The 13,382-nt window shown below is 61.6% G+C and carries 16 protein-coding genes; 8 read left to right on the top strand and 8 right to left on the bottom strand.

Annotated features, from left to right (window positions below; all coding sequences use genetic code 11):
• Positions 1-111 precede the first annotated feature (111 nt).
• Together ACZ5J0_RS16380 and ACZ5J0_RS16375 are read right to left on the bottom strand one after the other, a co-directional pair.
• Positions 112-1,014 carry a diacylglycerol kinase catalytic domain-containing protein gene (locus ACZ5J0_RS16380; RefSeq protein ID WP_464093565.1) on the bottom strand — a complete coding sequence of 301 codons (903 nt, stop codon included), beginning with the start codon at positions 1,012-1,014 and terminating at the stop codon, positions 112-114.
• A gap of 9 nt (positions 1,015-1,023) precedes the next feature.
• Positions 1,024-2,043 (bottom strand): SPFH domain-containing protein, encoded by a 1,020-nt coding sequence (locus tag ACZ5J0_RS16375; RefSeq protein ID WP_464093564.1) that lies wholly within the window; start codon positions 2,041-2,043, stop codon positions 1,024-1,026.
• 104 nt (positions 2,044-2,147) lie between these two features.
• Between ACZ5J0_RS16375 and ACZ5J0_RS16370 the strand changes: the two genes are divergently transcribed.
• Positions 2,148-2,882 carry an NUDIX hydrolase gene (locus tag ACZ5J0_RS16370; RefSeq protein WP_464093563.1) on the top strand — a complete coding sequence of 245 codons (735 nt, stop codon included), beginning with the start codon at positions 2,148-2,150 and terminating at the stop codon, positions 2,880-2,882.
• A gap of 58 nt (positions 2,883-2,940) precedes the next feature.
• Here the strand turns inward: ACZ5J0_RS16370 and ACZ5J0_RS16365 are convergent, their stop codons facing one another.
• The 4 genes from ACZ5J0_RS16365 to ACZ5J0_RS16350 form a co-directional block, all read right to left on the bottom strand.
• On the bottom strand, positions 2,941-3,435 hold the full coding sequence (locus ACZ5J0_RS16365; RefSeq protein ID WP_464093562.1) for a hypothetical protein: 495 nt from the start codon (positions 3,433-3,435) through the stop codon (positions 2,941-2,943).
• A gap of 248 nt (positions 3,436-3,683) precedes the next feature.
• Positions 3,684-4,292 carry a nucleoside/nucleotide kinase family protein gene (locus ACZ5J0_RS16360; RefSeq protein ID WP_464093561.1) on the bottom strand — a complete coding sequence of 203 codons (609 nt, stop codon included), beginning with the start codon at positions 4,290-4,292 and terminating at the stop codon, positions 3,684-3,686.
• Between the two features lie 80 nt (positions 4,293-4,372).
• A complete protein-coding gene (locus tag ACZ5J0_RS16355) occupies positions 4,373-5,191 on the bottom strand; it encodes an enoyl-CoA hydratase/isomerase family protein (protein ID WP_464093560.1) in 819 nt (272 codons plus the stop codon).
• Positions 5,188-6,405 (bottom strand): CaiB/BaiF CoA transferase family protein, encoded by a 1,218-nt coding sequence (locus ACZ5J0_RS16350; RefSeq protein WP_464093559.1) that lies wholly within the window; start codon positions 6,403-6,405, stop codon positions 5,188-5,190. Before ACZ5J0_RS16350 ends, ACZ5J0_RS16355 begins: the two co-directional genes overlap by 4 nt.
• 128 nt (positions 6,406-6,533) lie before the next feature.
• Between ACZ5J0_RS16350 and ACZ5J0_RS16345 the strand changes: the two genes are divergently transcribed.
• The 7 genes from ACZ5J0_RS16345 (at position 6,534) to ACZ5J0_RS16315 (ending at position 11,279) form a co-directional block, all read left to right on the top strand.
• On the top strand, positions 6,534-7,298 hold the full coding sequence (locus ACZ5J0_RS16345) for an IclR family transcriptional regulator (protein WP_464093558.1): 765 nt from the start codon (positions 6,534-6,536) through the stop codon (positions 7,296-7,298).
• 232 nt (positions 7,299-7,530) lie between these two features.
• The gene (locus ACZ5J0_RS16340; RefSeq protein WP_018778776.1) at positions 7,531-7,689 is read left to right on the top strand and encodes a hypothetical protein; all 159 of its coding nucleotides are present in this window, start codon (positions 7,531-7,533) and stop codon (positions 7,687-7,689) included.
• Positions 7,686-7,949 (top strand): hypothetical protein, encoded by a 264-nt coding sequence (locus ACZ5J0_RS16335; RefSeq protein WP_142937947.1) that lies wholly within the window; start codon positions 7,686-7,688, stop codon positions 7,947-7,949. Before ACZ5J0_RS16340 ends, ACZ5J0_RS16335 begins: the two co-directional genes overlap by 4 nt.
• A 118-nt stretch (positions 7,950-8,067) precedes the next feature.
• Entirely contained in the window at positions 8,068-8,271 is a 204-nt protein-coding gene (locus ACZ5J0_RS16330) for a hypothetical protein (protein WP_142937948.1), read from the top strand.
• 281 nt (positions 8,272-8,552) lie between these two features.
• Positions 8,553-8,906, top strand: coding sequence for a hypothetical protein (locus ACZ5J0_RS16325; RefSeq protein ID WP_166842351.1), 354 nt, complete (start codon positions 8,553-8,555; stop codon positions 8,904-8,906).
• A gap of 115 nt (positions 8,907-9,021) precedes the next feature.
• Positions 9,022-9,615, top strand: a complete 594-nt coding sequence (locus tag ACZ5J0_RS16320; RefSeq protein ID WP_464093557.1) for an SRPBCC family protein — start codon at positions 9,022-9,024, stop codon at positions 9,613-9,615.
• A 134-nt stretch (positions 9,616-9,749) separates the two neighbouring features.
• Positions 9,750-11,279 (top strand): CYTH and CHAD domain-containing protein, encoded by a 1,530-nt coding sequence (locus ACZ5J0_RS16315; protein WP_464093556.1) that lies wholly within the window; start codon positions 9,750-9,752, stop codon positions 11,277-11,279.
• A gap of 69 nt (positions 11,280-11,348) precedes the next feature.
• Here ACZ5J0_RS16315 and ACZ5J0_RS16310 read toward each other — a convergent pair whose 3' ends face one another.
• The gene (locus ACZ5J0_RS16310; RefSeq protein WP_464093555.1) at positions 11,349-12,185 is read right to left on the bottom strand and encodes an alpha/beta fold hydrolase; all 837 of its coding nucleotides are present in this window, start codon (positions 12,183-12,185) and stop codon (positions 11,349-11,351) included.
• Positions 12,186-12,259: 74 nt separating this feature from the next.
• A complete protein-coding gene (locus ACZ5J0_RS16305) occupies positions 12,260-13,258 on the bottom strand; it encodes an aldo/keto reductase (protein ID WP_464093554.1) in 999 nt (332 codons plus the stop codon).
• Positions 13,259-13,382 lie beyond the last annotated feature (124 nt).

Here is a 13,382-nt window from a genome sequence, read left to right as displayed (position 1 = left end):
GTCTCAATTTCGACAGGTGTGCCTACCCTAGCGGAGCTTTAGACCATTGAGACGCAAGAAACCGGTGCTTCCTTGTTGTCACACTCGCCAACTCATGACCGCACGGTTCATTCAAACGACCAGCCGCAGCGGCTTCTGCCCCAACTGCACCGTGATCTCCTGCCCCCACGATGCCGTGAGCCGGTCATCTTCCATGCCGTCGCCGAAGACCACCAGCTGATCGGAAGCGACGGTAATCCGCAGAACCTCGCCGCTTTCCAGGACGCCCTCGGTCAGTGAAGCTCCAGTGACGGGGGAGGGCCATGCTTCACGGACGAACCACGCCAGCCGCGGATCGGTGGGCGCCGGGAGGGCCCGTCCGCCGCGTTCCAAGGCGATCGAGGCGCACCAGCCCGTGGCGCCGGTGCCCGTGGAAACGATAAGGCCCGACGACGACTGCCGCTCGTTCTGCCCGCCTGGAACCGTGAAGCTCGGAACCGTGATGGAGTACTTGGCGGATTGGTGTGAGGCGTGCCCGATGAAAACTTCGTTGAGCGCCGAAAGCTGCTGACCGTCGTCGAGGGTTGCCGTCACGGTGGTGAGATTTTGGCAGCGAAGGCGGGCAGCGTCGCCACTAGCCATAAGTGCTGCGGCCGCTGCGGGGGTGTGCCGGACCAGTACGCCGGGGTTGGCGCCTGGCTCAGGATCGATGCCGATCACCGGCTGGCCATTCAGGTACTTGGCAACGTTCGCCACGAGTCCGTCCTGACCTACCACGGCGATAATGTCCTCGGCGGTGAGCAGGAACCGGCTGAGGTCTGCGCGTTCCACCTCGGCTTGCCGCCAATCAGATGGTACGGAAGCCCTGATGGTTGCCAGCGCGTCAGTCAGGCGGTCGTGCCGGTCCTGTACGTCCTGGATGCTGCGGCCACGGGTGCGGAGGAAAAACTCGGCCTGGCCCCGGGTGGCATGCCGGTCCAGGAGTTCCTGGAGTTCGGTCCGCCGGTGGACGATGACGATGCGCGGGGTTGCCATGACGTGTCCTTACTTGGTGGCTTCTACAGTAGCGGCGGGTTCCTTGAACAGTCCGGCAAGTGCTCCGCTGAGCAGGTCCGGGGTGATGGTGAGGTTCCCGATGTTCGGCAGGCTGCCGGCTGCGTCCTTGAGTGCCAAAGCGAGCAGCGTGGCCTGTTCCATGCCGCGGTAGACCTCCATGGTTGCTGCTTCGCGGGCCGCTGCTGCTTCGCCCACCAACCGGATCTGGTGTGCTTCAGCCTCGGCGCCAATACCTTTTCGTTCAGCTGAACCCTGTGCCTCAATCAGACCGGCGGCAGCTTTCTCTTCGGCGGCGCGGCGGGCGTTGGCACCCTCTTGGGCCACCAGGTTCTCCCGCCGGACGGCGAGTTCAATCTGGCTCGCCATCTCGTTCTCGGAAATAGTGCGTTCACGTTCGACGGCGACTGCCCGCCTCTCGTACACAGCCCGGTCCGCTTCGGCTTGGAGTTGTTCGCGCACTGGAGTCTGCAGCGCACGTTCGACGTCGGCCTCGGGTCGGATGGCCAGTACCTGCACGCCGAGGATTTCGATGCCGGTGGACTGGAGCCTCGCGTCGGCACGGAGTGCGTCGGTCAGCACCAGCCGGAGTTGGCTGACTCCGCGTGCCAATGCTTCGGCCAGTGTGGTGGTGGCGATCTGGTCGATCGCGTGGCTCTGGCAGAGCTGGCCGATGATGGTGGACACCTGCTCGCGTCCGGTTGCAGGTGCTTTGCCGGCGGTCTGGAGTCCAAAGTCGAGGCGGGTGGAGACGGCTACGGGATCAATGAAGCGGTAGGTCACGTTGGCCTGAACGCTCACGTCCTGGTGGTCGCGGGTGATGGCGTGGAAGAGGGTGGGCAGTTCCTGATCGTCCACGGGGACCTCACTCAGCACGGAGTTCGCGGGGCGGAAGAAGAATGCCTGACCCACGCCCTCGTGCCTGACCGTCCCCTTCTGGAGGTGTACGACGTAACCGGTGGGGCTGCCAAGGAAGTGGCTGATCCAGGGGTAGCGCTTGATGATTGCCATGATGTTCGCCTCTTTCGTTTGGTTCTCGTCAAGTTGACGATAATTAAACAATAGAGTCACCAAGCTTTATTGTCAACATGACGATAACTATCTAGAATTGACGTATGCCTGCATCCCATCCAGCGCCCGAACGCTTCCCGGTGACGGTCGACGTCGTCGCTCTGACTGTGCGCGACGGCGAGTTGAACGTCCTTCTCATCACCCGCCTCATCGACCCCTTCAAGGGCAAGCCTGCGCTCCCCGGCGGTTTCGTTCTCGCTGGCGAGGAACTGCTTGAGGCAGCCGGCCGGGAGCTCGCGGAGGAAACCGGCGTCGAGCATCTTCCGGGACACATGGAACAGTTGGGTAGTTACGGCCCGAAGGGGCGCGACCCCCGCGGTGACGTCCTCACGGTGGCGCACCTGCTCCTGGCACCGGACTTTCCGGTGTTGTCGGCGGGCAGCGACGCCGAACACGCCGCCTGGTATCCGGTGCGGGACATCCTTGACGGGAAGCTTGAGCTGGCCTTCGATCACGCACGCATCCTTGACGACGCCTTGGAGCGGGCAAAGTCCAAACTCGAATACTCACCCCTGGGCGCCGCATTCTGCGACGAGGAATTCACCATCGCCCAGCTCCGCGCAGTGTACGAGGCAGTGTGGGGGACGCGCCTTGACCCGCGGAACTTCCACAGAAAAGCCACCGGAACGCCGGGCTTCCTGGAGGACACAGGACGAATGACAACGGGCGACGCCGGTCGGCCAGCTGCCCTGTTCAGGCTCGCCCCCGAGGCGCGTCCGACGCCGGGCCAGCCCACCCGCGCGGTACTGAACCCGCCGCTGATGCGGCCGAGGGAATAACGTACCTGCGCACCCACCTGGGTAACAGCAAACGCTCTACTGAGGGCTTAATAGGCCGTCATCTGTCCCTCAGTTTGCCAGCATGGGTCAGGATGGACGCTGCTGTGGACTCGGGGTCCTGCGTGGAGATGAGCCACGTGCGGCTGGGGGTCTCCAGGACGATGGCCGGACCGCCGACCAGCAGCCCCCACGTTCGCTGGCCCAAGTACCGGACGCCGAAGCCTTCGATCATGGAACTGGATGGCGCAGGGGAGGCATCAACGATGTCCTGCAGCGGAATTGTCTTGGAGTAGAACGGCCGACATTTGACCGTCAGGTTCTGGCCTGTCGCTTCGATGGTCACGCTTATTCGGAGTACCGAAACTGTCAGGAGCGCAATCGCCGCAACCAGCGCTGCGCTCATCATCAGAACTCCGCTGGGAATGGCCGTTGCAATGATGAAGAAACAGAGCAGGCCCACCACGCTAGCGATGACCTTCTGAGAGCCGCGACTGATTCGGGCCTCTGAAATCACTATTTTCGCCTTATCGCCGCTCACGTTCGTGCGATTCACGGTTTTCCGTCCTACTTATCCGTTTCGATTGCACCAATTGATCTACAGACAGAACCACCGCTACAAGAACAAAGCCGATCAGCATCGCGTAGACAAAGCCCAATGGCCGCACCAATAGTGCGTAGGTCCCGAATCCGCACACGAACATCAGAAGACTGCGTCTGGTTTTCGCGCTCATGGCCTCCCCCCAAGAATATTGCCCCGTTTGAGCATGGGGTGAGCCTACCCGGCAAGCGACGGGGCGCAAGTCAAGCCAGGTTTAGGGGCGGGGGTACGGCCGCGTCTTTGCTGGCGGACGAGGTGATGACCCGGTTCAGCTGGGCCAGGGCGTCGCCGGGTTTGCCGTTGGCGTCCACCACAACAAAGTTTTCATACTCGGGTAGCGAACGGTATGCCTCCCGGAACGCCCGCAGATCCGCCACTGTTTCCTTGTCCGTGCCGCGTGCCATGACCCGCGCGTGGGCAACGGTGGGATCTGCGTCGAAGTGAACGTGAACGTCGGCTGCGGGCAGCTTCTCCAGCAGCCACGGAAGCAGCCGCCCACGCCGCAAGCCGTACGCTTCCCGGAGTGCCAGCTGGCAGTGGAGATGGCGGTCCATCACCACCAAGCCATCAAACTGCCGGGCCCGCGCATGATTGACCAGCACATTGAACAATCGAACGCCGGTTTCAATGACGTCCAATACGCGCGGTGGCAGCTGCCAACCGAAACGTTCAGACCACAGCGATAGTCGGCGGCGGGCAGCGTGATTACTAAGCAGCAGGGCGTTTCGTCCTTCAGCGCGAGCCGAATCGACCAAGGCACGGGCCGCCGTCGTTTTTCCTGAGCCGTCAATTCCCGTCAGAACAATCAGCATGAGCCCTCCCTTCGTCTTCTGTACAACTCGTTCCATGTACAACGCGGGGAGGGCGCTACTTGTGCCGGTTGAGGTGCAGATCACACCCCAGGGTGGGGCTCAGCCGCTGGTCGCCAGGTGAACTCAGGCTGCTCGCGGTTCAGGAATGCTCTGATGCCGATCCCCATATCCGGGCTGTCCGGCATCGCCGACCAAGCCTCAGCCCATTCCCGATCAACATCCGATGGGGCGGCGTCCATCAGTCTTTTCATGGCGTGCATGGAGAACCGGGAGCGGCTCCGCAGCGTGCTGACAAGTGCTGCGCACTTCTCCTCAAAGAATTCGGAAGGCACGACGTCGGCCGTCAGCCCGAGCGTCCGGGCTTCGGTTGCGCTGAACGTCAGTCCGCTGAGGAGGATGTACTTGGCGTTGGCATGTCCCACAAGCCGGACGAGCCGTTCAATGCCCGGGCGGGGGTAGATAATCCCGATCTTGGCCGGGGTCAAGCCGATCACGGCACGCTCGTTGGCGATAATGAAGTCGCAAGCCGAAGCGATCTGCCAGCCGCCGCCCATGCAGGCGCCATCCACCAAAGCGACAGAAGGCTTGGACAGGGAAGCGATGGCTGCATCGGCCCCACTGAGATGATCCACTGAGGTGCCGTCCGGTTGAGGATCCATCAGCACCGACGAAAGTTCACTGATGGAAGCCCCGGCGCAGAACGTGTCCCCGGCACCCCTCAGCACCACCACCGCAACATCCGGATCGGCGTCCAGTCGTGGCATGAGTTCCTGGATTTCCAAGCACATATCCCGGGTCAGGGCGTTCCGCTGTGCCAGGTTGCAGATCTCCATGGTGGCCACGCCATCAATGATCGAGACGGACATACGGCCCGCCCTGACGTCGGAAACCGTGGTCATCGCTGTGCTCCAATCTTTGCCGACCCGCACATAATGCGGCCTTCGCGCTCAAGCCGGGTGACGTCGTCGTGCGTCATTCCAAACTCCATCAGTACATCCGCGGTGTGCTCGCCCAGAAGCGGTGGGGGCGAGAGGATTTCGCTGGCCTCGCTATCCAAGCTGAGGGGCCCGCGCAGCAGGGGGAGCTCGGATCCGTCCAAGCGCTCGCGGCGTTGCACCAGTCCCAAAGCGGCAACCTGCTCCGAGGCGAGGGCTTGCGTGTAGTCATAAATCGGTCCGCAGGGGATCCCGGCCTGGCTGATCAGCGGAACCCAATCGGCGGCGGATTTGGCCGCGAGGGCTGTTTCGATGAGTTCCGATAACTGATCCCTGTTGGCTGATCTGTCCGCCCCGGTAATGAACCGGGGGTCCTCCACAGCCCCGGGAACACCGATCAAGCCGCAAAATGCCCGCCATTGCTTGTCGCTTCCCACGGCAATATTGATGGACTCCGTGGCCGTGGCGAACATGCCGTAGGGGGCGATCACCGGGTGGTTGTTGCCCTGCGGTGTGGGTGCTTCGCCGAGGCTAAGTGCCTTCTGTCCTTGGAAAGCGGACAAATTCAGCGCAGTTTCCAACAGGGAAGTGGACACCCGGCTGGGACGCTCGCCGTTCCGTGCACCCATGAGCGAGGCCACGATTCCAAAAGCACAAATCATTCCTGAGGTGATGTCCACAATGGGCACACCTACGCGGTAGGCCGAGCCCGGTCCGGGGCCTGTCACTGACATCAGCCCGGACATTCCTTGGATGACCTGGTCCAGGCCGGCGTCGTCCTTGAGGGGACCGGTGTTGCCAAATCCGGTCACGGACCCCACTACGAGCGCCGGGTTCAGCTCTTCCAGCCGGGCAGGAGTGAAACTCATTTTCTCCAGTGTGCCGGGCTTGAAGTTTTCCACCAGGACGTCCGCGTCGGCGATCAAGCCTGAGAGGATTCCGCGTCCCTCTTCAGAGTAGAAGTCGATGCACACGGAGACTTTGTTGCGGTTAACGGAGTCGAAGTACAAGCTATGGCCGTCCTGGAACGGGGGCCACTGGCGGGCCGTGTCACCGCCGTTGACGCTTTCCACTTTGATGATCCTGGCACCCATGTCGGCCAGGAGCGCGGTGCAGTAGGGGCCGGCGAGGGCACGGCTGAGGTCGATAACGGTTATCCCGCGGAGTGGTTTGAGCATGGTGTGCACCTTTCGTGCCTGCAAAACTTGCGCTTGCTTTATCGGTTCACTGGATGAACCGTTGGTTCATTTTGGGAAGTCGCCTGTAATGTAGGGCACTGAGGGAAGTCGGTCAAGCGGGAGTGTGGATGAGTACGCAGAGCGTGGTCACGGCGATTCGTGTGTTGGAAGCGGTCTCGGACAACCAGCCGGCCGGCCTGTCTGAGCTAAGCCGCGAGGTGGACGTTCCCAAGGCCACCGTGCTCCGCATGCTGAGGACGTTGGCCGAGCTGGGCTGGGTTGCGCAGTCAGAAGCGCAGGCCGGTAAATGGGTGCTGACCAACCACGCCTTTGCTGTGGCAAGCCGCGGAAGCAGTGGCTCGGTGATTCGGGACGCGGCCATGGGACCGCTGAACGCGCTTCAGCTGGACACTACCGAGACCGTTCACTTAGCCGTGCCGGACCGCGGATACATGCTAATCATCGAGCGCCTCGACACCCCGCACGTTCTCCGGGCGTTCCTGCCCTTGGGTTCGCGGCTCCCCATGCACGCGTCCTCCACGGGGATGGCCTACCTTTCGGCAGCGGACGACGCATTTGTGGATGAATATCTGGCCGGTCCGCTGGAAGCTTTGACGCCCCAGACCGTAGTAGATCCTGCCCGGCTTCGGGCTATGATCGCAGACACCAGGGCTCGGGGGTACTCCATCAACGAGCAAGGCCTCAGCACAGGAATCACATCAATCGGTGTTCCTTTGTTGGGCTCGGGCGGTGTCGCGGCGGGCTCGATCTCCATTTCCGGACCGTCAAGCAGAATTGTTCCGGCCAAGTACCAGGAGTACGGCGAGGCGGCGGCGGGGACTGCTTTGGAGATCAGCCGCGCCTTGGGAGCGTTCTCCACAAAGGGCTACTAAGTTTCCTCTCTGAATACTTCGTTCCGGCCTAATGCGCGCCTATCATGATGCTATGTACGTACCCCTTCACGGGCAGAGGGTCCGTTTGAACTAATTCCGTGGGGGTACGTAAGCGATATAGGGAAGAAATTCTCTCATCGGTGCCCGTTGGCATGGGTGGCGCTTCAGTAATGGAGTACCAGCGGACGCCTTCCTGAATAGACAACAGTTATTGAAAGGGATGCGTAGCTCAATGAACACTCTCTTAATAATCGCCGGTGTTATAGCGATCATCTTGCTCTTGGTAGGCGGATTCAATCAGGCCCTCAGCTTCCTGCTGTGGGTGGGAATCATCCTGCTGGTGCTGGCACTGATTGGCTGGGTAGTAGGCCGAGGCCGGTCGCGCGTATGACAACAGACCCAAGCGAAGTTGCAGGTTTTGCCCAAGTTCGCGATGGGACCACCACCCCCGGCAACCCTATTCCCAGGGATCCGGGGACGCCCGGCCAGAGCAGCCAAGTGCCTGCAGGTGATGCTTCGTCGGAAAGTCCGGACGACGCCGTCGATACCGGTCCCAGCGAATCGGCCAGTCCGCCCGGACCAGCCGAAGAAAAGGACGAGAAGACCGCGGACCCGCGTGGTCTGACTACCGAAACAAATCCTACGGATTGATCGGCACCAGCGCGGCCGCGAGCAGGAGATATCCCGTCCGCGGCCGCGTTCTCGTGGCAAACCAGGATCTGTGGTTTGCTGCTAATTGCCGGGCCTTGTCTTAGCGATTGGGAAAAAGATGCGAATCGGTTCAATCATCGGGTTGTTGGTGGTGGTGTGGCTCATTATTGGAGCTATTGCTGCCGGTCAGCGGGGATATTTCACATCACCGCCCGCGCAGTGTTCGCAGTTTGCCACCATAGCGCTGAATATCGTTGCCGGCCCGCTGAATTACACAGGCTTGGATCCTCAGGGTGGCTGTGAGATTCCACAGCCGTCATAAGTAGATCCGCAGGACACCTCGTTGGCGCGTTGGCGCCCGCGCGCACTCAAGCCCGCCCGCACTCAAGCCCGCGCCCGCTCAAGCCCGCCCGCTCACGCCGCGCGCGCTGATGGCGCCTGCCGTGATGGCATCCAACCCGCGGCGGCATCCTAGCCCCCGAATAGCCTTTTACTAAGTTTGCTGACTATTATCGTCAAAGGCATGGACATGCCACCAAGGGGCCTTATAGGTTCGAAGTGTTCCATTAACACGTTCCACCGCTCAGGGAAAGGACAGTTCACATGGACAAGCAGAATGCCACACCGGAAGAGGAAGTGGGAGGCTACGGCACTCCTACCGCGGAGCAGGAAGCCGGCGGAGGGCAGGCACAGCCCCGCGTGGAAGAAGACATCGAGGAGGCTTCCCTCGGAGAGGGCACTGGCGCGCCAAACCTCAGCCACCTGAATCCTGAGGACTCAGACAGTGCGGGCGAGCCCGGTGCCGGCCGATTCGGCGGTACCGAGGAGCAGGCCCACGCGGAGCAGTCCTCGTTGCCTGACGGCAATGACGGCAACCTTCCGGACGGAAGCGGCAACGACCTTCCTGAGGAAGAGTCTCCCAACGACGATGACGAAGAAAGTTTCGACGCCGGCTAAGAGCTTTGGCTGGCGCGCTTTAGACAGGCGCGCCACTGGTTAAGCAGCCAGCTGGCTGGCGCGCCACCAGCAGTACAGCATGAGCACCCGAGACGAGATCGAAGGAGCAAAATCTATGGCTACCGTCCATAAATCAGTCGAAGTGGATGTCCCCGTATCTGTCGCCTACAACCAGTGGACACAGTTTGAGGCGTTCCCCCAGTTCATGAATGGAGTGGAGGCCGTACAGCAGATTGACGAGACCGGCCTGCACTTTTCAACCAATGTGGGTGGAGTGAAGCGCGAGTACAACGCGCAGATCATCGAGCAAGTCCCGGATACTTTGGTGAGTTGGGCCAGCGTTGACGGGCCCCGCAACGGCGGCACCGTAAGCTTTGAGCCCCTCGACGCCAGCCGCACGCGGGTGAACGTTGAGATTGTCTGGGAACCCGAGGGCCTTGCTGAGAAGGCGGGTTCAGCCCTTGGTGCGGACAGCCTCCGGGTTGGCGCGGATTTGGACAAGTTCAAGAAGTTCATTGAAGCCCAAGGCCATGAAACGGGTGCTTGGCGCGGCACGGTGTCCGGGGGCGATGTTGATGACACCGGTGAACCTTTTGGTAGCGAGGGAGTGGCAACAGCCGAATTCCCGTCCGTCGACCCGGATCTCTCAGCCCCCGCGGCCAATGAGGGGCCTGCGGAGCCGCCCCAGCCGCGTGCTCCTGGTCTCTAGGCACTCTGGCGCCAGGCTGAGGACTGGTTCAAACTGGATATCGAATCATCAGTAGCACTAGCGAGGGCCGGCCACCACAAGGGCCGGCCCTCGCGGCATAGCTAAGACCAGCGGCAGAAGGAGTTCTGACAGCGATGGCAACGTCTTGGAGCGTGGAAGCTGAGCAGAAATTCGACGCCGAAGCGTCCACGCCGCTGCCACGCCTTGACGCGATTGACGGGGTAAGCCGTGTGGGCGAGCCTGGCACGTACAACCTGGAAGCCGTCTACTTCGATACACGGCATTTGGCCCTCGCCGCCCGCGGGATCACGCTGCGCCGCCGCACGGGCGGACCCGATGCAGGCTGGCACTTGAAGCTCCCACATAGCGCGGGACGGCGAACGGAGATTCAGGCACCTTTGGGTACTGCCGATACCGTCCCGGTTGAACTCATGGACCGCATACTGGCCTACACCCGGGGTCATGCAGTGGCCGCCATCGCAACTCTGAACACGGAACGTACCAGCTACTCCTTGTACGGCAAGGATGGCCACCGCATGGCCGACTTTGTGGATGACCGCGTCCGCGCCCGGTCGATGCTCGGCGAACCGCGCGATATGACTTGGCGGGAATGGGAGGTGGAGCTGGCACCGGATGGAACTGACGACGGTGACGACACCCTGCTGGGCACACTGACACAGCAACTTTCCCATGCCGGAGCAAAGCCGAGCGAGCGTACCTCCAAGCTGGCTACTGCGTTGGGCGACGCTTGGCCTACGTCGGAACAGACAGAACGTGAAGCGCCCAGCGGTAGTGGTCCTGCAGTGACACCAGTGCTCCGTTATCTGGAGGAGCAGGTGGCTGAGATGCTCCTCCAGGACTCCCACGTACGCCTCGCCCGGGACGATTCAGTCCACCAAATGAGGTCCCAGATTCGCCGAATCCGTGCAGTGCTGCATGGTTATAGCGAGCTTTTTGCGCAGGCCGCGGTGAAGGATCTGGAAAGGGAGCTGAAATCGCTTGCAAAGACACTTGGCCGGTACCGCGATGTGGAGGTTTTGCACGAACGGTTGAAGGTCAGCCTCGATCAATTGCCGGGGAAGCTTGTTCTGGGTCAGCTCGGGGACGAGTTGGAAGAGCGAATGACCCTGAGGGCCCGGAATGCGATGTCTGCCGTGAAGAACCGGTTGAACAGCCCGCGCTACTTCACGTTGCTGGACAATCTGGAGTCCTTTCTTAATCATCCGCCGCTGACATCAGAGGCTTCCGCGCCGGCGAAGAAGGCCACGGCAAGGCTCGTCAACAAAGCCGGCAAAAGGCTCCGCAAACGGCATGACGCAGCGGTGGGAGCCGCCGTCGGGCCTCAACGCGACACGGCGTTCCACGAAGTTCGGAAGGCTGCCAAAAAGTTGCGTTTTGCCGCAGCGGCAGTGGAGGCCATCCACGGCAAACCCGCGGTGAAGCTGGAGGATGCCGCCCACAGGATTCAATCGATCCTTGGCGACCATCAGGACAGCGTCATGGCCCAAACGGAACTGCTGAAGCTGGGGTCCGCGCCAGGCGTCAGCAACGGCGCTTTCACCTATGGAGTGCTCCATGCGATGGAAAGCACCGCCGCTGAAGCGACGCTGGACGAGTACCTGCGGAAGGGAAAGAAGGCGCGAAAGCTTCGCCTTAAGAAGTAGGAGTTTGTGTACAGCAAATGCCCTTAAAACGCCTTCTAAAGGTCATCTGCTGTACACAAACTCCGCGCTTTACTTCTTGAGGAACGCCAGCAGGGCCTCATTGACTTCGGCGCCGTGCGTCCACAGCAAGCCGTGCGGCGCGCCTTCGATTTCCAGGTACTCGGCGCTGGGCAGGGCGTCCTTGAAACGCCGGCCGGTGACGTCGATCGGCAGGATGTTGTCCGCAGTGCCGTGAACAATCAAGGCAGGCACGTCAATCTTGGGGATGTCGGCACGGAAGTCGGTGAGCCACGTGGGCTGGGCGGCCACCGAGGCGAAAGCACCCGACTTGCTGGCCAGGTTCCAGCTCGCATTCACGGCTTCCTGGCTGAGACGATCCGTGCCCAGGAAGGTGTCGCTGTTGTAGAAGTTCTTGAAGAACTCGGTGAAGAAGGCGTAGCGGTCAGCCTTGACGCCGGCGGCGAGGCCATCGAAGACTTCCTGCGGCACGCCGTCCGGGTTGTCGTCGGTTTGCAGCAGGAACGGTTCCAACGAACCGAGGAACACGGCCTTGGCGACACGGGCCGAACCGTAGGTGCTGATGTAGCGCGCAACTTCGCCTGTGCCCATGGAGAATCCCACCAGAACGGCGTCGTTCACGTCCAGAGTGTCCAGCAAGGTCTTCAAGTCAGCGGCGAAGGTGTCGTAGTCGTAACCCTCCGTGGGCTGGCTGGACTTACCGAACCCGCGGCGATCGTAGGTGATGACGCGGTAGCCGGCGTCCAGCAGCGCGGCTGTCTGCTTCTCCCAGGAGGACCCATCCAAGGGGTAGCCGTGAATCAGGACCACTGCCTGGCCGGTCCCATGGTCCTCGTAGTAAAGCTCAATCTCAGTGCTGTTTTCGTTTCCGACGGTGATGTAAGCCAAAACTCAAGTCCCTTCGATGCGGTTCAACACGAACGCTTTCCAGCCTACTGTCCGGCTGCGGCGCCGGCACGGGTTTACAGGTTGGTCATCCGCTCGCCAGCCTCGTTGTAGCGGCCACCCTCCACGGTGATTTTCGCCGCGGCCGCCTCGATTTCGTCCAGATCAGCAGATGAAAGTTCGACGTCGGCCGCGGCCAGGTTTTCTTCCAGGCGGTGCAGTTTCCGTGTACCGGGAATGGGAACAATCCAAGGCTTCTGTGCCAGCAGCCATGCCAAGGCGATCTGGCCCGGCGTCGCGCCTTTTCGTTCAGCGATTCCGGCGAGGAGGTCCACCACGGCCTGGTTGTTCTGCATGGCCTCGGGCGTGAACCGGGGGATGGTGCTGCGGATGTCGTTGCCGGATTCGAAGCTGGTGGAAGCGTTGATGGTTCCGGTCAGGAACCCTTTGCCCAGTGGACTGAAGGGTACAAAACCAATCCCCAGCTCTTCGCACACGTCCAGGACTTCTTCCTCGGGGCGGCGCCACCACAACGAGTACTCGCTCTGAACCGCAGCCACGGGGAGAACTGCGTGGGCTCGCCGGATGGTGCCTGCGGCTGCCTCCGACATACCGAAGTGCTTCACCTTTCCGGCGTCTACCAACTCCTTGACGGCTCCTGCCACGTCCTCGATTGGCACCTCCGGATCGACGCGGTGCTGGTAGTAGAGGTCCAGTGCGTCCACGCCGAGCCGCCGCAGGGATCCCTCAACTACTTCTTTGATGACCTCGGGCCTGCTGGTGACCTTGCCGCTTGGCTTCCGCTCAGCGGGGTCGATGTCCCAGCCGAACTTGGTGGCGATGACCACCCGATCCTTGAACGGTGCCAATGCTTCGCCAACAAGTTCCTCATTAGCGTAGGGCCCGTAGATCTCGGCGGTATCGAAGAACGTCACGCCGCGTTCCACGCCTGTGCGGATGAGGGAGATCATTTCGTCGCGATCCGGCCGCTCGCTGTAGCCGCCGCTCATGCTCATGCATCCCATGCCAATCGCGGAAACCTCCAGGCCGCCGGTGCCGAGTGTGCGCTTCTCCATGGTTGTTCTCCTCTGCTGTTCGGGCTGATGACTACTTCGACGTTATGGGGCCGGACCGGTGTGAGGGAGTCCCTGACATTACCCCTCACATCCCTCTAGTTGCCCACAGCAACCAGACGTAAAC

It is taken from the genome of Arthrobacter sp. DualSoilB13 (genome assembly GCF_055389195.1).
Note: the sequence above shows the minus strand (reverse complement) of the source record. Positions and strands in the feature narration are given on the sequence as shown.